Consider the following 24,712-nt stretch of genomic DNA (forward strand, 5'->3'; position numbering starts at 1 on the left):
ACTGCTGTCTGTACTAATCACTTACCGTGTTTTATGCGTCACAGCCTGACTGCTCTATATTATTAAATCCTCATCCTCACCCACATCAACCATCAATCAATAGCCCTGCCACTATGACCAAACAACATACGCCCATTTCAACCAACTCTCATACCAACCTAGGTAGTAAATCGCTTAACCGAAGCTGGTGGCGACATTGGGTGTATCCGTTGTTGTTTTTGCTCGCAATGGTATTGTCGTTATCAACTTATTTGACACTGGATTCGATTCAACAGTCGGTGCGTGATTATGTGACTGAGAATCAACGGGCGCTGGTTGGTGGTGATTTGATTTTAAGCAGCAAGCAAGCGTGGACGCCCGATGTGCTAGAGGCGGTACAGGCGTTTGAGTCGGTAACGGATTCAAAATCCGCTGCTTCTTCTAATAGTCATGTTGAATCAGGCGTCGTTTACGATTATCAATTTAATGCGATGGTGTCTAACGTCAATGCTGATACAAACGCTAACGATGATTCAGACGTGAATACCCTCCTCGCCCGTATCAAAGCCGTATCGAGTCAATATCCATTATATGGTGAGGTGGTGTTAGGGTCAGGCAAACCGCTTTGGCAACAGCTTACTCCCAATACGGTAGTGGTGGAAACACAAGTGTTGACAGGGCTGAATCTTAAAGTCGGCAATAAGGTCAAAATTGGTGATGCGGTGTTTACCATCGCCGATGAGCTGGTCACTGAGCCTGATCGTCCGTTGACTGCCTTTGGGTTTGGCGCACGGGTGCTTATGAGTGCGGATGACTTAGAAGCGACCAACTTAATGGGGCAACGTAGCCGAGTTAATTACCGTATTGAGTTGGCGGGTAGCCCTGACGCCATTGCCAGTGAGCAGACCAAACTTAAGCAAATTATCGATGCCCTGCCCGCCTCGCAAGAAGTGGAAATGACAACAGCGGATGAGTCGGATACGTCAGTGACTGAGGTATCGGATAATGTACTGATGTTCTTAAAACTGCTGGTGATTGCAGTGTTGTTTTTATCAGCGGTAGCACTTTTGAGCGTGGTAAAGGCGTTTGTTGGCTTGCAACAAAACTCTAATGCCATTCGTCGTGCACTCGGAGAGTCGGTGCGTTCGATTAAACGCAGTTATTATCTGCTATTTTTGGGGATGGCGGTGCTGGCATGTATTGCCTCTGGATTGTTAAGTCTGGGAATGCTCAATATCGGAGCACAGTATTTAACCGCTATTTTGCCGCCTGATATCCAGCTGTCTATTAAGATGGTCAGTTTGGTCAAAATCAGTATCGTGGCGTTGGTAATTACGGTATTGGTAGTGCAACAAAGCTTGTATGCGGTGACTCATACCAAGCCATCAGCGGTGCTCAAACAATCGGCTAGCAATACTCGCCAACATCCGCCCTTATATTGGTATGGTTTGGTGTTATTAGCAAGTTATGGACTGCTCACCTATGAGTTTGGCTCACTGTTGACAGGCTTACATGTATTGGGTGGTATGCTGGTGCTGGCTGGCAGCTTTTGGTTATTGGGTAAAGGTTGGTTGTGGTTATTAGCGAAACTGATTGAGCGTGGCTTGTTTGGTAGGAGGCTTGGGGGTAAACAGTCAGGATGGATGGCACGTATCGCAGTACATAACTTGTCGCGTAAGGGCAATCAGTCGGGACTGTTTTTTGTCACCCTTGCCTTATCGGTGGCGGTCTTGACCATGATTACGCTCTTAAATCATAGCCTGAATAAACAGTTTGTACAGGCGTACCCTGAAGATGCACCAAATCTGTTTTTGCTCGATGTGCAAAGCGATCAGCATGATAAATTAAATACGATGATTGACTCGCCGATTACTTATTATCCAGTCGTACGTGCGAGAGTGACTGAGGCTGGCGGTGTGGCTGCTGACAAGATTGAGGTGCCACAAAGTGAGGGTGATGACCCAACTCGGGTGTTTAATCTCAACTATGCCGATAGTGTAATGGATACTGAATTTATTAAAGAATCGGTAGCGCCCAACCAGCTTTATGCACCGATTGCATCTGACACTCGAGCTAATAACGACTTAGACAGTAAAGATGAGATCGTGCCGTTATCGATATTAGATTCTGCAGCTGAACTGCTCAATGTAGGTATGGGCGATCAAGTACGCTTTAATATTCAAGGTATTGAAATCGTCGGACAAATTACCAGTATTCGGGAGCGCTATGAGCGTGGCCCCAGTCCGTTTTTCTATTTCTTATTTGAGCCTGAGGTGTTAGCAGATGCGCCACAAATTCAGTTTGCGACGACCAAAGTAGATGCCACTCAAATTCCACAATTACAAACTGACCTTGTGCGGGCGTTTCCTGCGATAACCACCATTGATGGTGGGGCAATTGCCAAGCAAGTGCAAGGTTTTGTTAGTCAGATGAGCCGACTGGTAGAAGTGTTTACCTTACTCGCTATGATTACAGGCATTATGGTGCTAATTACCTCATTATTATCCACTTCGCAAGACCGGTTACGGGACAGTGCCTCGTTTCGCTTACTCGGTATGCAAAAGCGGGACTTGTATAAGATCAATATGCTTGAGATTGGTTTACTTGGCGTCAGTGCAGGAGCATTTGCGGTGGTACTCGCGAGTGGTACGGCGTATATACTGATTACCCAGTGGTTTAATCTACGCTTTAGCATCCCTTGGGGTCGCTTTGCGCTCGGTGCGGTGTTACTCGTTGCGGTGTTGTTAATTATTGCGATTGGGTATGTGCGATTGGTAATTGGTCGTGGGATTATGGCTAGGGTGAGAGGGATGGTTTGAGGGTTATAAATGTTGAAGCTAATCTCGCCATTCGCTTCTATCTTGCACACCCACTGGCGCAGTGAGTAGTCAAGTATATCTGCTACTGTCGGGGCTAAACCGCTCCTTCGATTCACATTTACAATGATGAATAAAATTGTGTTTGCGAGTTATACTAACAATAGATATTATTTTGTTTTGCTGACTTTATAATTATTATTCATAAAACTATAGTTATAGGTTCTTTGTACTTACGTTTATACTTGTACTTAAGTTTTTTAAATAGCTGACCATTATTCTCAGTTAGTATCTTGGGAGTATGATTAGCAATAATATCAACTAAATTCTGACTATCGTAATTCATACCTAAGCTATTTATTTCATCCGCAGTAAAAAATTTATATTTTTCCGAGTCTATATCCATAAGCGATTTAAACAACTCTTTTTGAGTATTTGTTAATTCAACCGCTACAATGTCAGCCAACAATAATTCGTACATACCAAAGGCTGTCTTTTCAATATTTGTAATATGTCTTCCGCAATAACTATAAACCAAATTACCAAAAGCATCTTTCTTTAAGATATCAGTGTTGAAAATCTCTTCTATAAACTCTCTAGATAGGTTGTCTATATTTTCTCTATCCAACGTATTATCAAACCTTTTTACAAAGTCCTTCAAATATTTATTTTTAATTAATAACCTATAGTCTGCTTCTGTAACCTCATCTACTTGAATACGATTATCATCTTTAGCTGAAAAATTTTCAACTAAATACTTAGCTTCATGTACACCAAACTTATATGCTCCCCCAACAGGTTGAAATTTTCCTGTTCGCGAATTAGGTACTAAAAAATATTTATCCCCAACTTTTATCCTAAAAAGATAAGCAAAGGAAATTCTAACTAGTGTTTCATCATTTAGTTTTTTGGATATTTCTAACTCTCTTTGTGAGCGTTTCCAACTATGCTGTCCAAATATAACTTTCAGTTGAGAATAAAGCTTTACGGCATTATCTTTAATATATAGTGTGAATAGAAATATAACTACTCCGACAAATATGTTCTGCTTATATCCTTCTAAACTAGTTATTATTAAGGAGGTTATTAGCATCAATAAAAATGGAACTAATATCTTTTTCATGGCTCTCAAAGATAACTCCTATTCTCTACCAATTGGCACATTAACACGCCCAATTGCTACGCATATTCCGTCCTTTACTAGATAACATTCAACAAAATGCTGACCCTCAAATGAAGTTATTTCAGTAATTTCATTAGCTCTTTCTATAATTTGCCCGCGTATATCATCATTTTTTTCTGCAACCTCTCCAACATTTCTCACTTTCCATAAGACTTTGTCATAAGATGGACAGTTAGTTTGACCTACTTTACATTTAACTTTGAAGTTAAAAGGTATAAACCTGCCAAACCCACTTAGATATCTTTCTAGAAATTTATAAAGAGGCAGCTCTCTATAACCATCTCGTGAAACTCTACAATCAATATTGACATAATATGTTTCCATCACAGGATATAAATTTTCTATAAACTCTTCTGTATCTCTGTAATCGTATGGAGCTAATGATTCAAGTGACTCAGATATATTGAGTACTTTATCTTGTAAATCTGACCAATATGAATGATTAAAGAACTCTCCCCAAGCGGATATAGCTTCTTCGTATGTACAATCATCTTCAAATAATATATCTAACTTCTGTAATTGATTAGATAGCTTATCTCGCCATCTACTCATTTTTTCCAAGTCAGCTTGCCTATTTGTAATCTTTCTACCATTATCTACATTATATGGTGTATAAACATCTAGATTATATTGCAACCTACTTTCAATAGACTTCATAGTATGGTAAAACTTTTCATCTATACGAGAATGTGAGTTATTGAATTGATCTGAACATAATAACGTTTGAGCTAGACCACTTGGCATTGATCCCCAATTGTCTCTCGATTTACAAAACATCTTAGATAGTCTAACTAACTTTCTTAAGTCATTAGTTTTGGTTTTTATTTCATCAGAAAACCAATCATCTAAAGCTTTAATATCTCTAACAGACCATTGGTTACCTGCATATTCGTAGTTGTATTCTTCTTGCCCCTCGTAATATTTCGACCTTTTAAATATTGCGAAATCAATATGGTAGCCAGAGTCATAGCGTACTCTCACACAACCTGTCTTTACCTCTGGTTCTTGAGAAAATTGATTCATCTCTCTTTTCAATGCATCTGCAACCATATTTCTTGTAGCCTGTGCTCCTAGATCACCTAAATTATCTGAATCAAAAATTATAGCTACATCTATATCGTAGTCCCTCTCATCATTCTGTACAATGGTGTGCATTGCCATAGAACCTTGAGTTCTATTATCTGCAAATTTATAGCTTGTACCTTTTTCCTCATTATATTTAATTAATCCTTTTTTTAACCTCTTTATATTCTTCTTTCTTTTGTCTCTTAACTCATTTTTTTCTTTTTCAGATAATCGAACATGATTTTTGTAAAAAATATTGAACTCTTTGGAACAATCAAACATTATTTTTTCCTTTCCTAGAAGCTTACTTAGAGGGTATTAATCAAAACCTGCTTATTTTTACAAACCTTCACTTACTGTACTTTTCAAAAAATATTATTGTAGTTTTCATTATGGATATTCGTAGACTAATAAGCAATAATATCTAAATATAATGCGTCATCTACCGTCGTTATTGTATTAAATACAAACTAGCGCCTATTTTTGTATAAATTTAAAATAGTATAACTTGTAATTTGATTAGAATTTTCAAAACCTTCAATTACCAACACAAACGTTAACTGGAGGAGCGGTTTAGCCGTGATTGAAGCGGATATACTGACGAGCTGAAAGGATTCAGTGGTCAGATTTGGGGTGGCGCGCGAAGCAAGCGACGCCACAATCTGATACCACTGCCCTGTTCAGACCGGCAGATAGTAGCGAAAAGCAGGAAATAGCTATAAATCCCCAAACCCTAAAACCCCTTAACGCTTCAAACAAAAACGCCCTCTAAAGAGTAGAGGGCGTTTTTCAAATATGAGACTTGTGTTTTTAGGTCAAAGATTTAGATTCAGCTTAATGAATGAATACATGTATAGTCAATTACCCTTAAAAGTGGTACAAGTTAAACGAGTAAAAGTACTACTGTTGTAGGATAAACGAGTTTAACGCTGTAACAATTTACGGGTGGTTTGAATATAGCTATTTAACATGGCTGTATAACCACTCGTTGCGGTCAAGCGCACGTTCAGTTAAACGGACTTCAGCGACTTTACCGTTAAATAAGTTGGCATACGCCCCCTCCCAACTGGCAACACCCACTGCCCACTCGCCGTTTGGCATGGTGTACCAACCTGGCTGCTCGGTTTTGTGAGTGCGCATGACACGTGAGCCGTCAACATACATGGTGTTGTACTCGCCATCATTGACGATGGCAACATGGTACCAATAGTCTTTATTAATCTCCCAAGACCAATTGGATGAGGTATCACCGTTACCTGCCACGCCAAAGAATTGTAACTCTTTTAAGCTTGACGTGAATAATCCGCCTGAGGCATCGTCACTGCCACAAGACAGCTTATGATATTGGCAAACTTGGGTTTCGCTTGGTACATGGGTAAATATGCCCGACCACGCATTGACCGCGGGTATCCATTCTGGGTTGACTTTAACAACTGCCTCAAGGGTGAACTCTTCAAGCTTGCCATCCTCAGGGATGCTACCTATGGTGCTAAGAAGTGCGCCATCGCCCGCTTTTGTTGTGCCTTTAAAGTTAGCCGCCCCTTGTGCATAGCCAAAGCTGGGCGCATCATCCGTGACATTAAAAATGGCATTGATAGGTTTGGTATTGGTAGGGAACGTTTTTAGGGTCATGTCATTGCCATGACCTGATAAATCACTAAATTTAAAGCCGTTGTTTGGGTCGGTAATTTGATGGTCTTCATCAAATATCCAGTAAGCCACCGTGCCCTCAACATTGCCTGCTTCATTGCTCGCACTTGATTGATTTAATTGCGTAAAGCGTTTGTCAAAATCGAGCGGTAGGCTAAATTCTTTGCCTAATAAGCGGTCTTGCGGCTCACGCTCATTGGCAGGTTTGTTAGCGACAAAAGGCGAGAAGGCGGTGAAGTCTAATTCGTTGTGATTTTTATCAAACTCAATCAGTTGCATCATGCCATTACCGCCCCAAAACCCAGACTGGTAATCGACGACCACCAAGTAGACGGTTCGACCAAAGCTGTTTTTAGCCGTTTTGACCGCTTCGCCATGATGATGACCGTTTAGCGTTAAAAATATTTGGTCGTTGTCTTTGATGAGCTTATCCCATAAATAAGCACCATGCGGCGTAAAAATAGCGGTTTCGCCGTCATCATCAATGTTCATTAATTGATGCGTGGTCAAAATGGTGGGCATATTCGCATGTTCTTTTAATACTTTATTTGCCCATTCGATGGTTTTCTCCGAAGCCCGCCAATCTAATGCCAACACCAGATACTGATTTGCCTCATCATCAGTAAAAATATGGTAGGAGTTAAAGCCTGTGCTGTCTGCCCCTTGAAATGTACTAAAGTTAGATTGCTGTTTGGCGACTGAAAAATAATCTAAAAATGGCGGGGCAATCATGTTGTTGGCTTGATTGCGTACGACTCTGTCACTGTCTAATAACCATTCTGCTGGTTCATCACCACCTTGATAAACGACGTCGTGGTTGCCTGCCAATATGCTATACGGGGTCGCTGGGTTAGCATCAAGAATGCCCATTGCTTTGGTGGCGACCTCCCATTCTTTGGTATTGGGCAAATAACGACCGTCGGCACTTTCTTGGTAAGCAGTTTCGACGATATCCCCTAAATGAGTCGTAAATTTAATATTACGTGTTTTGTAATTATCAGCAATCCACTGGGTTTGAGCGTAGAAGCGCTCTGGTGAGTTTTCAGAATACTTTTGTGTGTCTGGTATCACGGCAATGGAGAAATTACCTTGCTCTACTGTTGGGATACCTGTCTCAACATTGCTGTCTGGATTGTCAGTGTTACCTATTGGACTGGTGGTTGATGAAGAGTCTGAATCTGAACCACAGCCTGTTAGCGCTAGGCTTAATGCCAGTAAGCCAGTTGTTAATAGGTTTTGAGAAAAGAACGATAAGCCTCTGTTATTTATTATACTTTTTCCAGATAAATAGTGATTTACCATAGTGTGGGTTCCATAGTTTGATAGAGAGATTGTAGTTAAGCCCAAACAACTAAAGAGAATGAAGAACGAAGAACGAAGAATGAAACAGCGCAAACCTTATACTGAAAATAAGATAGAACCCTCTTTTTAACGCACCAATTTTAAATAGGTATAGTGACATTACGATGAAAGCGAGACAGCAAAATGACTATAAGTACTTAATAATATTAGTTACAAAGCCCATAAAAAACGCCCTCTAAATGGTAGAGGGCGTTTATTGAATTCTCTTATAACCGACTATTTACATCGCTATATAATTTGGCGACCCAAACCGTAATATTCTCCATCTCTAACACAAAGTGACGCATCAAAAACCCACAGCCATATTAATAGTCAAACATTAAGCCGTGGGTTTCGCTTCACTACACCGCACGCTAGCCTTTCTGCCTACTATGACTATGATATACATTCGACTATATAACCCCTACTGCCTCTCAAATATCTGACCATCAAAATAGCCCCGCATTCCGCAGTTCACTTTTGCATATTGGTTGTTAAGGTCTCTGACTAGTATTTGGGTTTTACCCTTTTGAGTGACGGGATAAAAGCGCAACTCGGTCGTTACGCCGTTGTAAGCGTCCCTGATTTCCCAATGGTTCTGCGCCCAGCGTGCTAAGGTTTCATCGACGCTACAGGTATGTCCATTGGCAAAATCAAGCCACATATCAATGACGGCGAGATAAGGCCTTTCACTGACTTTCATGATATGCAGTCTGTTATTTTTGATGGTAGCCTCATTGTTATTAACCTTATCATTAACATTGAGATTAACCTTGTCATCAACAACAGAAACTTTTGATGAGCCAACAAAGTTCCCAAAGGCCTCATCGTCAACGAGGTCGCCACGACCACGGTCATTACCGCAATCAACCTGACACCCCAATCGTTCTTCATATTCACGCATAAGGCATGATTCATCTTGGCAAGTATTGCGCTGAAAGGTGAGCCACCTGTGTTGCTCAGAGCGAATATGATTGACAGCGTCGTTACCCTTGCGCTTAGCTTTTGCAAGCTCATTGTTGTACTGCTTTGCCATCTTTTCATCTTGCTTAGACAATATTGGACTCGTACAAATTAAATTTTCAACAGTACTACTGGCTTTGTTGCAGTCAAAACTGGCTGAGTGTGCAGGTAGAGAATATAGGCTGGTGCTTAGAAAGATAGAGACGGCAATAGAAGTTAATGTCCAATTTTTCATAGCGTTTCTCCTAATTACGACGGATAAGACGGATACGACGGGTGTCTAAGATTATTCCACATCCTTTATGAACATTTGTGATGATAGTTATTATATTTACTAGAAATAAACATAAATACCAAAGTTTACAGGCGTATACTAAAAGTGTGGCACTTATTGGCTCTGATATCATTTTATGTGTCGCGGCAACAATAAGAATAGCTAGTACAATAGGAATAGCTAGCAGAGCACAAACAAGGAGAATACTGTGATGGAACATAGCAATAAAAAGACGGCAAAGCGTGTCAGTAAAGATTGGACCGATGGCAATCAAGCCAAAGATACGGGAAAGTATAGCGATAATGATAGAGCATACGACTCTTGTGATCGTGTTATTCAAGACATTAATGAGGCCGTGGATCAGCAAAGTGAGTCGACGGATTGTGAAGATGGTGAGGAAGGATGCTGATAAAGCTTGGCGTGCTGCGCTTTTAAAATAATGCTTAGAGCTTTTAAAAAATACAACTACGTTAGCCGACTGAGTACATTCTATACTTACGGGTACTCAATCTAGGCGACTATATATAGTCTAAAATTCTAACCAATAAAAAACTGGGCTGATTACCCAGTTCTTCAACTAAATTCGGAACTAAACCCTTAAACTTAAATAGGTTAAACGATAAAACAACACTTTATCTTGACTCTAAAATAAAAGAGCCGACTGCCTAAATAGACAGTCGGCTTTTTATTAATCTTGATATATGACACAACGATAATAGCTAAGCAATCACCCCATTGATGTGGCCTATTTATCTGCCCTACCACACCTTAAATAGACTGATAAATGCTTAATACATTCAACTCAAAATTAGTCAAACGTATTTGAAGAGGTCGTGTACTCCGCTTCCGGTGCTCGTAATGATGGCGCTGAAGGTAGAATCACATTACGGAAGTATTTAGACTTTCCCTCCAAAGTTTCGTTCACTTTTTCAATTAAGTCTTCAATAATATCATCATAGATACCATGATGCAGTTCAGTCTCAAATGATGTCAATGGGTGCTTACGTGCCGCCATTCTCGCCTCGGTCACGCCATGCTTGGTATAGAAAATATCAACGCTACCGTCGCTGTTTAGAACACAATTTAAATCGCCGCCCTCCACATTTAAATCAATGCGTTCTGGTAAGAAAATATAGTCCTCTACGTCGGTCAATTCTTTTTCTACTTCTTGCTTAAACAATGATTTTATATCAAACATGGCGTCGCTCCTAATAGTTAAAATGGGTGAAAACGATTATGTTTTTTAAGAGTTATTCTGACAGAGTAAAACAAATGTTTTCTGCTGATCACGGTTTTATTTTCTACTATTGCTTAGATAAAACCGTTTCGGCTGTTCATTTAAAATAATCGCTGTTTATTAATCTATCCTATAAGAAGCTTCGGACATAATTAAGTGAGAAAGTGTAAAACTACGTTAGTTATTAGCAAAGTAAGCGGTAGTTAGGTTTCCATTTCGCTAATTAGCCATTGTTCAACGTCCTCTACTTGCGCAGAAAAATCAGAACCCCCCTGTTTTAAGTGCTCAAACTTGGCTTTGACCTCATTAATGGTGTATTTGGTATCGGTCAATGCCTGCTTAAGCATATCGATTAGCTCGACATTAAGCGCATCGGAGAAAATCACCACCTCTCTAATAATCGCTTGCTGCACATCCAAATGCAGGTCGATAATGCCCCAATCAAAGCGGGTCTCAATATGATGGCTAAACTGCGGTGTCTTACCAAAGCGCCAATCCCAATCGGCCATCTGCTGATAATATTTATTTAGATGTGGCTGCTTTGATAAGCTGGCCTCCTCTAACTGCTCAACCTCAACTTGCTGTCCGTAATACTCACAAAACGCTTCGATAATCGCTTGTGACAACACTTCATGATTGATGTCTTTATTAAATTCAATCAGGTTAGCAACCCGTGAACGCACTGACTTAATGCCTTTGGCTTTCAGCTTAAGTGGATGCGGGTTTAGATAATCGCCCAGCTTTTGCATATTGGCATTGACCAATAAGGTGCCATGGTGAAAGCTGCGGTCTGAGGCATGTTTAAAGGCACTACCTGATATTTTGCGCTCGCCAACCTGCATGTCATTGCGCCCTGACTGAGTCGCATTGATACCTAACTTTTTGAGCGCATTAATAATGATAGTGAAGTTGGCATCTTGGTTATAATCGTCTTTGGGCGTTAAGAAAGTAAAGTTGGTGTTGCCTAAATCATGAAATACGGCCCCGCCGCCACTCTGACGACGTGCCAGATACACCCCATCTTCTTCCATTTTATCAATCTTACACTCCACCCACGGATTCTGTGTGCGTCCAATGACCACGGTTTCACTGTTACGCCATAAAAACAGAGTATGTGAGCCGGGGTCTAGTTCTTGAAAAATCCAGTCCTCGGTCGCAAGATTAAACCAAGGATTGGTCACGGAAGATTTTAAGATACGCAGTTTCATTGGTTATTCCCTTATATATTGTCTTTATGGTTCGGATGTTATTTAATTAAAGTTAATAATTTTTATAGAATGAATATCTACTTTATATTAGTCAGTTTATAAACCCAATTAACCTTTAGGATTATTCATGAAGTCTATCATCTCGCCCGCTTTGATTTTTATAAGCTTGTTATCTGCAAGTATTACGCCTACGTTGGCTCAATCGCCTTCAGCAGCAGCAACCACATCTAAATCTGAGCTGGTAGCCGGATCTTATACCAATCAGAATTTACGCCAAGATACTGCCGCCGCACTGGTTGAACATGGATATATTAAGCCACTAGATGACATTACGCCGTTTATTATCGCTCAACCAACAGGTCCTGCCGGCAAAAAAACGTGGCGGGAGCTATGGGTCACCTCACCCGACCATTCTCCTGCCTATTTTGCCATTACCTTTACGGAGGACGGTAACGGTTCAGCTGACTTTGCCATATCAGCTATATATGATGTAGATCAAATCAGTCAATAACAAGCCAAGCAGTCTTGTAATGATTGCGAGACTGGCTCACATGTATAAGACTTCTAGCTGTTAAAAAATAAAAAACGCCCAATTTGGGCGTTTTTCAGTCTTAATCTAAATTGGTCTAACTTTATAAAAATGGCCTATGAAAAATCTTCCTTCACAATCGTCGCCATATTGCGCTCAGCAAGGCCGGTGATAAACACATAAGGGTTCACGCCAGCACTACCTGGAATCAATGAGCTGTCTTGCACATAGATATTGCTGTAACCTTTAACGCGTCCATATTCGTCAGTGGCTTTACCTAATACACAGCCACCTAATGGGTGGTAGCAGAAATCATCACCAAAGCCGTTGTTAAATAACAAGCCTGCTTTGGTGCCGTCATTAGATGCTTCTAACTTCTCTAGTAGCTTTTTGGCGCCGTTAACCGAATATTCGTTTTGCGAGCGCTTCCAGTTAAGTTTTACTGATTTCGACTCTTCATCATAGTAATAGTTGCCGCGCTCAGGATTGTCGGTAATGGCTAAGAATAAGGTTGACCATGTCTCAATACCCAGTGGTAGCGGTGCAATTTCAGCGAAGATTTTGACCTCAGAGTCAGGCTGATTATCCCACATATTGATGCCTTTCACTGGAATGGTGGATTGAACTGAGCCGGCAGAATCTACAAAGTTACGGCCAGTCATGATATTGCCGTTGGGTCCCCAATATTTACCGATGTGCTCATTTAAGTTATTTAACTTACCCTCAGCTCGGCTTTTGATTAGCAGCTCTGAGGTGCCAGTGCTACCTGCATTTAAAAACAGCTTATCGCAAGTATAACGCTCAATGGCTTCAACGCCGCCGCGCTTCCCAAGCACGTGTACTTCTAACGCTAATTTATCATCCTCTAAAGCTTCAATAGACACCACTTTACGCAAGGTTCGTAGTGAGACTTTGCCGGTGTCTTCTGCGTCTTTTAGATAGGTCAAATCGAGTGAGAACTTACCCGCATTGTTGCCATAGATCACCTCACCACCTAGACCTGAGCGATATACCTTGCCTTTCTCTTCTTGTTGCATATAGTCAAAGTCGTAGCTGTTAGCGAAGAATTCGGTTTTTAGACCTGCTTTTTCAGCCTGCTTTTCTGCGGCGCGGGTAAATTGATAGTATTTTGAGTTATTAAAGAAGTCCTCTGGAATTTGGCTGACCTTTAACTCTTTCATCGCCAAGGGGAAGTAAGTGTCATACATCTCATCGGCATCAATCCACGGAAACACGTTTTCAAAGTGATCACGTCTTGGCTCAATAGCGATGGCGCCATTGACGATAGAGCCGCCGCCATAAGCACGGCCTGTAAACACACTTATCTCATCGTATTCGACCAAATCCAAAACCCCAGGATATTTTTTAATAGGGATAGGAATGGTAATCGGTGCGTTAGGTAAATTAGTAAACCAACTCGAGCGCTCATCCGCATTAATCATCTTACAGAAGGTATCATTCTCAGGCATTCTGTCCCAGCGCATGCCCATCTCCAGAATCAAAACCTCATGCCCTTTTTCGGTCAGACGACGTGCTGCTACTGCCCCGCCATAGCCACTACCGACAATAATATTGCTAAAGTGACCCATCTCTTGTGTGGTTTCTGGTAGAGGCTTGCTTATCATGCCACCAATTGTCTGGCAACCCGTGACCGTAGCTGATGCGCCAACTGTACCCAAACTTAGCCCCATTGTTTTCATAAATTGACGTCGTTTCATACGATTGCACCCTAAAGTTTTGGTAAAAATATTCCCATTCAAACAAGCGCTCAGTATCTGTAGCTAAATAATCTAAGTCGCTCATAAAAGCCCTATACACCCTTGGGCTGTCTAATCAGAGGAGTTAGAGAGCTTAAAACACTTGTCTATATTTTAATCAGTCGTGCCAATTTTTAGGCTCAGTTTAACAAGCTTAACTGTCGCAATTCTTTAAATTAGGTAACATCGCACAACCAATATCAAGTTAAGACTATCTACTTATCACCATGCTAAATTTCATATTATATTAAAAGTGGCACTGGCATAAATATGCGCTAAAATATGAAGCCGTATGCTTTTGTGACAAAGTTGCGTTATTTTTTGGCGCAGTAATTGTCTAAAATAACCACTTCTTGATCTGTTAAGAGCCCTTTATGAGCCAGCCCATTCCCGACTTTACAACTAACCCCTTTTTTAATCTGCAAGATCAGTGGATTCAGACCAACCCCAATGAGCTGACCCATTATTTTGATGAGGGCGCGGGCATGCCAGTACTCATGCTGCATGGCTCTGGACTTGCCACCTCAGCGGCAGGTACCTGGTGGCTGAATATACCGACGCTGAGTCAACACGTACGCACCATCGCTTTTGACTTTATAGGTTACGGTGAGACGATAACTGCGGAGGATTCAGAGTTTGGTATAAGGGCGTGGGGCGAGCATACAATTCGCTTAATGGATGCACTTGAGATTGATAAAACATGGCTTATGGGCAGCTCACTTGGCGGCTGGGTGGCGTTGCAACTGGCCATTGATTATCCTGAGCGTATTTATGGTGTCATCTCTGTTGGTACTGGCGGCGCGAAACCGCAAAAATTGTCGTCTACGTCAAATACGGCAGACCACGCTAATGCAGAAAATACCGCTGCGACTAAGGCTGTAAAACGTCCCACACCGCCGCCGTTGACGCCCGAGCGCATTCGCCAAGATCTACAAAAGAATATCCAAAAAGAATCGCTTATCTGTGATACCTTGGTAGACCTACGTTATCAGGCAGCTTTGCTGGAGTTGGAGAAAGGACTCAGACCAACGCTCCTTGCTGCTCGCGACCGTGACCGCTATCAATTGCCACTAGATTTAAACACCTTAGCACGAACCCAATTGCCGGTATTATTGATACATGGTGTCAATGATAAGGTAGTGCACTTATCGCGTACCCTAGAGCTGGTAACAGCGATTCCAACAGCAGACGCGCATCTGTTTAGTGCTTGCGGGCATTGGCCGCATATCACTAAGGCAGAAGAGTTTAATCAATTGATTGGTCACTATTTGACGGCCAACAGCTTGATGAGTAATAGCATCCCATCTACTTGATAAAGATGGCTTATAACAGGGGTGTAGAAGCCCGTAGATAATTTGTCATTTTGTAGTCACACAATCTAGATATTCTTTGTCATCAGCGCTTGTCTGAACTGGTTAAAACACCCTCAAAAAATTGAGACGTCTATATTGTTTTTTATCGGACACTTGTATAGACTTGCGCGCTCGAAATTCAACCCTGACTGATTCTGTAAATCCTTTTAACCCCTAACTCCTTTGGCTTACTTTATGCGCCTATTCATATGGAATGGCTGCTATAAACTCCTGCTTACATTACCTTTATGGCTATTGCCTTATTTTAGTGACAGTAGCTCCTTAAGACATGACTTACTTTGATAGGTTCGTTTAAAAAGAGATTATAATATGAAAAAACACGTTGTTATTTTTGAGGCTCGTGGTGGTTCTGACAAAAGCAAATATGGCTATCGCCGTGACACCTACCCTATTATTGAGTCACTAAAAGCACGTGGCTGGAGTGCAGAGGTCATTTTTTATAGCGATGAAAATCGTGGTGAAATCTACCGCTACACCATCGATAAAGCCGACGCTTATGTCAGCCGTATTAACCCAGGTAACCTTAAAGATGAAACCGGTTATTTTCAGATGTTACGCGAGCTGGTACATCAAGGCGTAAAAGGCCTACCGCACCCAGATGTCATGATTAATTATGGCGCCAAAAACGTCATCGAGCGCTTAAAAGGTACCTCTTTGGTGCCAGAGGACGTCTATTGCTACTACGAATATGATGAGCTAAAAATCCAGTTCCCTATGACATTGGCCCGAGGCGAGCGTGTCCTGAAACAGAACCGTGGCTCAACCGGTGAAGGTATTTGGCGAGTGCAATTAAAAGACCCTAAAAAGTACAAAGATGTGGCCGAAATTCCGGAAGATGCGGTGCTTAAACTTACCGAAGCGCTTGATAACCATGTCGAGGAGAAGACCTTGGGCGAGTTTATTGAGTTTTGTTATCAGTACCTTGAGGGTGACAGCGGTTTGCTGCTAGACATGCCATTTTTGCCACGTATTAAGGAAGGAGAAATCCGCGTATTGATGCTTCGTGACAAAGCAGTGTCTGTGGTACATAAAAAGCCGGATCAATCAGCCGATGCGTTTTCAGCAACCTTGTTCTCTGGCGCAACCTATCGCTATGACAAGCCAGAACAGTGGCAAGAAATGGTTGATGAGGTAGAAGCGAGTATTCCGATGTTGCAAGCAAGATTAGGCGGCTATGCCTTGCCACTACTGTGGACCGCTGACTTTATCTTAGATACCGATGACAAAGGTAATGATGTGTATGTGCTGGGTGAGATTAACGCGTCATGCGTTGGCTTTACCACTCATTTGGAGCTGTCAGAGAATATCGCAGATGAGATTATGAATTTAATCGAAGCCGAAAGCGTGATTAACAGCCGCTTCCCTGCTTTTAGAATCTAATAAAGCGTGAGCAACCCAGATTCCTGAGTAATTTTAAAATGCACCGGCTAACGGTGCATTTTTTATAATTAACCATCAGCATTCAAGAAACAAAAAAGGACGATTATCTGATGCCTAAAACACTACTCATTATAATCATCACTGCCATCATCGCATTTATAGCCGGCTACAGCGTTAAAGGTTGGCTCTATAAAGATATCTGCTTAGATATGGGCGGCGGCGCAAATCCAAATAACCACGATATTTGCGTCATTGAAAAATAACAATTCTAGTCATTCAAACACACTTTTCTAAAACGTTGTAAAGCCTAACTTCAGTGAAAAGCATGCGAATCAATATTAATTTAACAATGTATCATTTTGTTTCCGTTGTTTATAAAAGTTTACCAAGCAGTGTCTCTTTTAAATTTCTATGGTAGATTACCTTTTATTGCTCGACTATCATTTTATTCTTAACCCATTGTAACTTTTATTTATCGAGAAGCCGCCATGAAGAAAAACATACAAAAGAAAAACCTGATATTGCTCGCAGGTGCTGCCAGCGTATTATCTGCTTGTGCCACTCAGAACGCCCCTTTTAGCAGTAATGATGCCCGTCAAAATACGGCCAATCAAACAGCAGATATGATTGTTACCAATGCCAAAGTTGCGGTAATGGATGATAAGAGAACCACTGCTGAAGCCATTGCAGTAAAAGACGGCAAAGTATTACGCACTGGTAGCGATGAAGAGATTCTAAATCTACGCGGCAAAATGACACGTGTGATTGATGCCAATGGCCGTACCATTATTCCAGGTCTTAATGACTCGCATCTACATATTACTCGTGGTGGTCGTTTCTACAATACTGAGCTACGTTGGGACGGTGTGACCTCGCTTAAAGAAGCGCTGCGCATGCTAAAAGAGCAAGCGGACAGAACGCCTGAAGGTCAATGGGTACGTGTTATCGGCGGCTGGTCTCCATATCAGTTCGAAGAAAAACGTATGCCAACGATTGAAGAGATTAATGAGGCGACAGGTGATACGCCTGCGTTCGTCTTATTCTTATACAGCCGCGGTTGGCTTAATAAAGCTGGCTTAAAAGCGTTGAATATTGATAGAAATACTCAGCCACCTAATGACGATAGCCGTTATGAAAAAGATGAAAACGGTGACCCAACAGGGGTATTATTAGCTGAACCAAATGCCATGATTTTGTATCAAGTCATTGGCAAATTGCCACCATTATCTGAAAAAGAAATGGTTAACTCTACCAAACAATTCTATCATGAGTTAAATCGCTTCGGCCTAACCAGTGCGGTAGATGCTGGCGGCGGCGGACACACTTTTCCGCAAGATTACGAAGCGTCTGAAACTCTAGCGACGAGTGGTGATTTATCAATGCGCATCTCCTACTACCTCTTCCCTCAAAAAGCGGGGGAAGAGCGTAAGCAGTTTGAGCAGTGGATGGCCAATAACGAAGCGTCAGTTAACAAAGCCCATGCCCTATCACACGGCTATGAGCTAAAAGGCGGCGGCGAATACATGACTTGGGCGGCTGGCGACTTTGAAAACTTCTTAGCGCCTAAGCCCTTTATTAAAAATAATGAAGGTTGGCGTGAGAGTACTAAAGAAGTCATCCAAATGCACGTTAATGAAGGCTGGCCATTTAGACAGCACTCAACTTACGGTGAAAATACAAAGTTGATTGTGGATTTGGTTGATGAGATTGACCGTGAAAATAACGGTAAAATCAGAAATGACATGCGCTGGGCAATTGACCATGCGGAAACGATTGATGATGAGACACTCAGAGAAATCAAACGTCTGAATGGTGGTATCTCAGTACAAGACCGTATGGCATATGCAGGTGAGTACTTTGTAGAACGTTATGGTGCAGAAGCCGCTAGTACTGCTCCGCCGTTTAAAAAGATTTATGATATGGGCATCCCTTTAGGATCTGGAACTGACGGTACTCGTGTGGCAAGCTATAACCCATGGATTTCATTGTATTGGATGACCACGGGTAAAACAGTTGGCGGTACTCAACTATATGGTAAGGATAATATTTTAGACCGCGATGATGCGCTAGAAGTTTATACCAGTGGTAGTGCTTGGTTCTCAAGCGAGGAAGACGTTAAAGGTACGCTTGAGCCAGGTAAATATGCCGACTTTGTGCTGCTATCAGATGACTACTTCACGGTACCAGACGAGAAAATCAAAACGATTGAATCTGTGTTAACGGTTCTTGATGGTAAGGTTGTTTACGGCGCAGGTGAATACAGCAAGCTTGATCCTAAACTACCAGAAGTCATTCCAAGCTGGTCTCCTGTTAAATACTATGGTGGTTACCATAACCCTGCAAAACCAGCTGCTAAGTAGTCTCTAACGCACAGTTAAATACTCGTAGTTGTTGATAATAAAAAATCGGCCTATTAAATAGGCCGATTTTTTTTGGTTTAAATGCCCTTAAAAAATAAAGTGAAGAGAGTTAATTAAGTTTAGAAGAACTCTTTTAGAAAAACCTGTCTTAAACTTGTTGGCTCTTGACGGCGCACGTTATTTAACTTATGACGTGTTTTTGAAGCCGTCTGATAGGCTTCTAATCGCGCTTGCTGTAACTCACCAATCGGGCGATTTTGTTCTAAGCTGCGAAATGGCGTGAATGATAGATTTTCCATAATATCAAAGTTACCATCTTTGGGTGCATGTTGGCGAAGTATGGTCAAGCGAGCCACGGTCACAAATGGCGCCTCTGACTCTTTCCATTGAGTAGTGATTTCATTGATTGGCTGCTTTTTAACGTTACGGCACAATTGAACTTGCACCTCATACACGTGCTCATGCTCACGTATTTCATTAATAATCAGCGGACGAATCGCATCATCACGCTCAATTAAGTCTAAATCACAGCGCGTCACCTTATCTTTAGACTCTTTGGTAGGTCTAACACGGATTTTGGCCATATAATCGCCATGACGGACCACACCTTGAGAGTGGAAGTCATAAAGCAAAGTGTTCTTTGGCTCAATCTTGGTAAAGGTACCTAGCGCTTTAAAGGTTTTTAACGACTCTGTATTTGGAAAATGAGATCCAAAATTAGTAAGCCAGTTAAACGCCAATTGCACTTGACCGATTGCGCCTTTTTCAGTGTACTTTGGCAATTCTAAGAACAGTCTAGAGATATAAGCATAATCTTCAATGCGGTTACAGAAGAAAATAGGATTATTAATGAGATTATAATCAAAAGTAGTGCAATCCTCTTCACCTGGCGCTAACTTCTTGCCCGGTACATCGAATATCTTAATCGCCAAACCTTGTGCCAACCCCAGCTTGCGATCAGGCGATACCATTGGCGCACCGTTAGAAAAGCGAATCACTGCATCATGTACGCCTGCATTGGCATACAACCCTTGAGCATATTCTTCTGGTAAATTATCTAAAATCTCAAACTCTGCTTTTAATGCACAGTAGCCTTTGGCATGAGCATCACGGGTATAATAGTTAACATCACTTACTTTATCACTACGTGAAATATAGCTGTTAATGTCTTCGGTGATGACGCGGATACTCTCTTTATCCTCTTTTGACAGTTGAATATATTTGTCATCATAACGGGCATACTTTGGTTTAAATAGTTTTTTTAGCATGGGGATTAACCTAGTTGTTGATTGTGAATAATGGAATGAATGTTAAGTGTTACTCTTCTACTAACTATCGGCTCTTAAACGCTCATAACCGCCCTCTTTTAAGTTAACAACGAGCAAATTAACAGCTAATTTAAAGTCATCGAATGACTCAGCGATTTTATCCTTTAAACCTTCTGAATTATTGAGAGGTTTTTAGCGCGCTTGGTTCTATCTCGCTTAAAATATAATATTGCTGATATATAAGATTTATTTATCTTAGGAACTCAACAGATGTTGAATAACATACAAGACAGAGATTTCAATCACCATGCATACACAAGTGATTCAAACAAAACTCTACAGATTGCAAACAATTGGGCTTTTATATCAATATAAAGCTACTGAATAGTCAAGACTGATTGTCTATTATGAGCGCTTAACAATAGGTCTAGAGTTTTGGCATTACTGATTCACAGTTATTGCTTTGATGGCTATCAGATTTTAAAGCACTATGGTTAAACCAATAACCATTTAAAATTGCCGCTCGTTTATAATAGCCGCTCGCTTATAGACCTACCTCATCAATGCCGTATCGGGAGACATGTTTTGATAGAAAACCTTGTTGAATCCATTGATTTAATTGCTAAGATTGTTGAATTCGTTGGCGTGATGATTATGTTTTTGGGATTGGTATTGGCCTTTGGTAAAGCGCTTCTCTCAAAACGTAAGTTTAGTCGAGATACCTACTTAGATATTCGACAAGGCGTGGGGAAATCCATCTTACTAGGACTAGAAGTATTGATTGCAGCAGATATTATGGCAACCGTTGTGACCGAACCGACGCTACGCAGTGTGTTGGTATTGGGTCTTATCGTGCTGATTCGTACTTTCTTGAGCTTGTCCTTACAAGTTGAACTAGAAGGCCGCTTTCCTTGGCAGAAAAAAGTCTCTCTTGAGGAGCAGGCTTCAAATACGTCATCGAGTTCGTAAGCCTACCCCAAATAAAAAGACGTCATAAGCCAAATAGATTATCTTTTATATTACGCCACCTTTTATATCACTAGGCGATACATTAGCTTATCTAAATGTGAGTCAGTGCTATTTGTTACGATTTACCCACGATGAAACCACGTGTTCACCTTAATAAATGGTCAAAATTTTGATATGTTAATAGGAGTGATTTGATGATTTTTGATAAGCTTTGACTGTCATCTAAATCCTCATGATTTTAGTCACAATTTTTGAGCTACTCTTTAACCCCGAATGCTCTGATTATGATGAAAGTTATATTCTCAGAGAAGTTGGGACTTACTCATACAGATGAGTGAAAGTTATCAGCATTTAATGAATGACGCCAACGTGATAAAAATGCAACAAGCCAGAACAAAGATGACGCTTAATAAGCTCAGCCTATAAATAGAGTCCACAGTTGTTATCTATAACGCTGATAATAAAAAAGCCACCTTACTTATAAATAACCATTAATAATAGAGAAGGAAGCCAATATGAGTGATATATTCAACGTAAAAGACAGCTTAACTGTCGCCGGTAAAGAGCACGCTTACTATAGCCTGCCAAAACTTGCTGAAAAATATAACAATATCAATCAACTGCCTTATAGCATGAAGATTGTATTAGAGAATTTACTGCGTAACGAAGATGGCGGCCAATCTGTCGGTGAAAACCACATCGAAGCGGTTGCTAACTGGGATGCTAAAGCAGAGCCATCAAAAGAAATCGCCTTTATGCCAGCACGTGTGGTATTACAGGATTTCACGGGTGTTCCTTCTGTTGTTGACTTAGCGGCAATGCGTGACGCCATTGTGAAATTAGGCGGTGATGCTGAGCAGATCAACCCGTTTATCCCAAGTGAGCTTGTCGTTGACCATTCTGTACAGGTCGATGTCTACGGTCGTGCAGATGCGCTAGATTTAAATAAAAAGATTGAATTTAAGCGTAACAATGAGCGTTATGAGTTTTTGCATTGGGGTAAAAACGCCTTCGAAAACTTTGTTGTTGTGCCACCAGCTACTGGTATTGTTCACCAAGTAAACCTTGAGTATCTAGCCCGTGTTGTGATGGCGAGTGAGCAAAATGGCGAGCTAACCGCGTATCCAGATACCGTATTTGGTACTGACAGTCACACCACTATGATTAACGGTGTTGGCGTATTAGGTTGGGGTGTCGGCGGTATTGAAGCAGAAGCGGCCATGCTTGGTCAGCCATCGTCTATGCTTATTCCACAAGTAGTCGGCTTTGAGTTAACCGGTAAGTTATCAGAGGGCGTTACCGCAACTGACTTAGTATTACGTGTGGTAGAAATGCTACGTGCGCATGGCGTGGTTGGTAAATTCGTTGAATTCTACGGTGAAGGCTTACATCAGTTGCCGCTCGCTGATCGTGCGACCATTGCAAACATGGCACCAGAGTACGGTGCAACTTGTGGTATTTTCCCAATTGACCAAGTTGCCGTTGATTATCTACGTTTATCTGGCCGCAGCGAAGATCAAATTGAATTGGTCGAACAGTATGCTAAAGCACAAGGCTTATGGCATGACAAAGACACCAAAGAAGCGGTTTATTCAAGTAACCTAAAACTAGACCTATCAACTGTTGAACCATCACTTGCGGGTCCAAAACTTCCGCATCAACGTATTGCTCTGTCAGATATGTATGAAAGCTTCGGTAAAACCTTGACCGAGATGACCAAAGATCGTAAAGCTGAAGTCGTTGGTAAAGTGCGCTTCGATCAAGAAGGTGGTGAACAAGAGCAAGCTGAAGAGCTAGCAGCACAGCCAGATATCGAAGTATCGACCAGTGATGAGGAATCAACCTCAGACAGAAAGCCTGCTGCGAATAGTATTTACTCAACGGTTTGTATTGATGATAAAGAGCATCACTTAAATGATGGTTCGGTAGTTATTGCGGCTATCACCTCGTGTACCAATACCTCAAACCCTGCGGTTATGATCGGCGCTGGTCTGGTTGCTAAAAATGCAGCCGCAAAAGGTCTAAAAGCCAAGCCTTGGGTTAAGACCTCATTAGCACCAGGCTCTAAAGTGGTGACTGACTATCTTGAAAAAACCAACTTGATGGATGAGCTTGAAAAAATCGGCTTCTACCTAGTCGGTTACGGCTGTACCACCTGTATCGGTAACTCAGGTCCGTTACCAGACGTTATTGAAAAAGGTATCGAAGAAAAAGACTTAGTTGTGGCATCTGTGTTATCAGGTAACCGTAACTTTGAAGGTCGTATCCACTCTCATGTCAAAACCAACTATCTTGCCTCTCCGCCATTGGTGGTGGCGTATGCACTAGCCGGTACGGTAGACATCGACTTGACCAAACATCCATTGGGCCAAGATCAAGACGGCAATGATGTGTTCTTAAAAGATATCTGGCCAACCACTGCACAAATTGATGAGCTTATCGCTAAAAATATTAATGCTGAGATGTTCCACAAAAACTACGGTGAAGTATTTAACGGTAGCTCTGAGTGGAATGCTATTAGCTCAGCAGACAGCCAGTTATATCCTTGGAGCGAAGCATCTACTTACATCAAGAACCCACCCTTCTTTGATGGTATGACCATGGATCCAGAAGGTATTCCAGATATCGAAAATGCCCGTATCTTAGGTCTGTTTGGTGATTCAATTACCACTGACCACATCTCACCTGCCGGTAATATCGATGCCAACTCTCCTGCTGGTAAATACTTGCAAGAGCGCGGTGTGATGGAAGAGGACTTTAACAGCTATGGTTCTCGCCGTGGTAATGATGCGGTGATGACGCGTGGCACTTTCGCTAATATCCGTATCAAAAACTTGATGATGGATGGTAAGGAAGGTGGCTACACTTATTACTTCAAAAACGACAAAGCAACCTTACAAGATGGCGAAGAAATGGCTATCTATGATGCAGCGATGAAATATAAGGAAGATGGTCGTACGCTAGTCGTCCTTGGTGGTGAGCAGTATGGTACGGGCTCAAGCCGTGACTGGGCTGCTAAAGGTACTATCCTATTAGGTGTGAAAGCGGTATTAGCCGGTTCATTTGAGCGTATTCACCGTTCAAACCTAGTCGGTATGGGCGTATTGCCATTGACCTTTAAAGAAGGTGAAAGCATCCAGTCACACAACCTAGATGGGTCAGAAGTATTGAGCATCACTGGTTTGGACAATGGCGAAAGCAAGACGGCGACTGTGACAGCAACGCGCGCTGATGGCAGCACTGAAACCTTTGAGGTGAATGTAATGCTACAAACGCCTAAAGAGCGTGAGTATGTGCGTCATGGTGGTGTTCTACACTATGTACTACGTGAATTGGCGACTGAAAACCAAGCCTAATATA

At 41.5% G+C, this 24,712-nt stretch carries 17 protein-coding genes; 9 read left to right on the plus strand and 8 right to left on the minus strand.

The window, feature by feature from the left end:
- Positions 1-113: 113 nt before the first annotated feature.
- Positions 114-2,798 (plus strand): ABC transporter permease, encoded by a 2,685-nt coding sequence (locus AC2SLM_RS00230; RefSeq protein WP_486551245.1) that lies wholly within the window; start codon positions 114-116, stop codon positions 2,796-2,798.
- 199 nt (positions 2,799-2,997) lie between these two features.
- Here the strand turns inward: AC2SLM_RS00230 and AC2SLM_RS00235 are convergent, their stop codons facing one another.
- The 4 genes from AC2SLM_RS00235 to AC2SLM_RS00250 form a co-directional block, all read right to left on the minus strand.
- On the minus strand, positions 2,998-3,918 hold the full coding sequence (locus AC2SLM_RS00235) for an SMODS-associated NUDIX domain-containing protein (protein ID WP_486551401.1): 921 nt from the start codon (positions 3,916-3,918) through the stop codon (positions 2,998-3,000).
- Between the two features lie 18 nt (positions 3,919-3,936).
- On the minus strand, positions 3,937-5,325 hold the full coding sequence (locus tag AC2SLM_RS00240; RefSeq protein ID WP_486551247.1) for a nucleotide-binding domain-containing protein: 1,389 nt from the start codon (positions 5,323-5,325) through the stop codon (positions 3,937-3,939).
- Positions 5,326-6,003: 678 nt separating this feature from the next.
- A complete protein-coding gene (locus AC2SLM_RS00245) occupies positions 6,004-7,995 on the minus strand; it encodes a LamG-like jellyroll fold domain-containing protein (RefSeq protein ID WP_486551249.1) in 1,992 nt (663 codons plus the stop codon).
- A gap of 463 nt (positions 7,996-8,458) precedes the next feature.
- The gene (locus AC2SLM_RS00250) at positions 8,459-9,232 is read right to left on the minus strand and encodes a lysozyme inhibitor LprI family protein (protein ID WP_486551251.1); all 774 of its coding nucleotides are present in this window, start codon (positions 9,230-9,232) and stop codon (positions 8,459-8,461) included.
- Between the two features lie 247 nt (positions 9,233-9,479).
- On the opposite strand from AC2SLM_RS00250, the gene AC2SLM_RS00255 reads away from it, so the two are divergent.
- Positions 9,480-9,680, plus strand: coding sequence for a hypothetical protein (locus AC2SLM_RS00255; protein WP_486551253.1), 201 nt, complete (start codon positions 9,480-9,482; stop codon positions 9,678-9,680).
- Between the two features lie 399 nt (positions 9,681-10,079).
- Here the strand turns inward: AC2SLM_RS00255 and AC2SLM_RS00260 are convergent, their stop codons facing one another.
- Both AC2SLM_RS00260 and lplA read right to left on the minus strand, forming a co-directional pair.
- Positions 10,080-10,469 (minus strand): hypothetical protein, encoded by a 390-nt coding sequence (locus AC2SLM_RS00260; protein WP_486539925.1) that lies wholly within the window; start codon positions 10,467-10,469, stop codon positions 10,080-10,082.
- 242 nt (positions 10,470-10,711) lie between these two features.
- Positions 10,712-11,716, minus strand: a complete 1,005-nt coding sequence (gene lplA, locus AC2SLM_RS00265; RefSeq protein ID WP_486551255.1) for a lipoate--protein ligase — start codon at positions 11,714-11,716, stop codon at positions 10,712-10,714.
- Positions 11,717-11,843: 127 nt separating this feature from the next.
- Between lplA and AC2SLM_RS00270 the strand changes: the two genes are divergently transcribed.
- The gene (locus AC2SLM_RS00270; protein WP_486539921.1) at positions 11,844-12,227 is read left to right on the plus strand and encodes a hypothetical protein; all 384 of its coding nucleotides are present in this window, start codon (positions 11,844-11,846) and stop codon (positions 12,225-12,227) included.
- A 134-nt stretch (positions 12,228-12,361) separates the two neighbouring features.
- Here AC2SLM_RS00270 and AC2SLM_RS00275 read toward each other — a convergent pair whose 3' ends face one another.
- Positions 12,362-13,963 (minus strand): GMC oxidoreductase, encoded by a 1,602-nt coding sequence (locus AC2SLM_RS00275; RefSeq protein WP_486551256.1) that lies wholly within the window; start codon positions 13,961-13,963, stop codon positions 12,362-12,364.
- A 413-nt stretch (positions 13,964-14,376) separates the two neighbouring features.
- Between AC2SLM_RS00275 and AC2SLM_RS00280 the strand changes: the two genes are divergently transcribed.
- From AC2SLM_RS00280 to AC2SLM_RS00295, 4 genes are all read left to right on the plus strand, one after another.
- Positions 14,377-15,315 (plus strand): alpha/beta fold hydrolase, encoded by a 939-nt coding sequence (locus tag AC2SLM_RS00280; RefSeq protein ID WP_486551258.1) that lies wholly within the window; start codon positions 14,377-14,379, stop codon positions 15,313-15,315.
- A gap of 369 nt (positions 15,316-15,684) precedes the next feature.
- Complete coding sequence (locus AC2SLM_RS00285) at positions 15,685-16,755, plus strand: Cj0069 family protein (protein ID WP_486539915.1); 1,071 nt, start codon at positions 15,685-15,687, stop codon at positions 16,753-16,755.
- 110 nt (positions 16,756-16,865) lie between these two features.
- The gene (locus AC2SLM_RS00290; RefSeq protein ID WP_486539913.1) at positions 16,866-17,018 is read left to right on the plus strand and encodes a hypothetical protein; all 153 of its coding nucleotides are present in this window, start codon (positions 16,866-16,868) and stop codon (positions 17,016-17,018) included.
- Between the two features lie 225 nt (positions 17,019-17,243).
- Positions 17,244-19,115, plus strand: a complete 1,872-nt coding sequence (locus AC2SLM_RS00295; protein WP_486539911.1) for an amidohydrolase — start codon at positions 17,244-17,246, stop codon at positions 19,113-19,115.
- Between the two features lie 119 nt (positions 19,116-19,234).
- On the opposite strand, the gene AC2SLM_RS00300 is transcribed toward AC2SLM_RS00295, so the two are convergent.
- Positions 19,235-20,383: a catalase family protein gene (locus AC2SLM_RS00300; RefSeq protein ID WP_486551259.1), complete on the minus strand. Its 1,149-nt coding sequence runs from the start codon at positions 20,381-20,383 to the stop codon at positions 19,235-19,237.
- A gap of 585 nt (positions 20,384-20,968) precedes the next feature.
- Here AC2SLM_RS00300 and AC2SLM_RS00305 point away from each other — a divergent pair.
- Both AC2SLM_RS00305 and acnA read left to right on the plus strand, forming a co-directional pair.
- Positions 20,969-21,352 (plus strand): DUF1622 domain-containing protein, encoded by a 384-nt coding sequence (locus tag AC2SLM_RS00305; RefSeq protein WP_486539907.1) that lies wholly within the window; start codon positions 20,969-20,971, stop codon positions 21,350-21,352.
- A gap of 515 nt (positions 21,353-21,867) precedes the next feature.
- Complete coding sequence (gene acnA / locus AC2SLM_RS00310) at positions 21,868-24,708, plus strand: aconitate hydratase AcnA (RefSeq protein WP_486551261.1); 2,841 nt, start codon at positions 21,868-21,870, stop codon at positions 24,706-24,708.
- The last annotated feature ends 4 nt before the right edge of the window (positions 24,709-24,712 follow it).

The organism is Psychrobacter sp. CX16, from assembly GCF_057396245.1.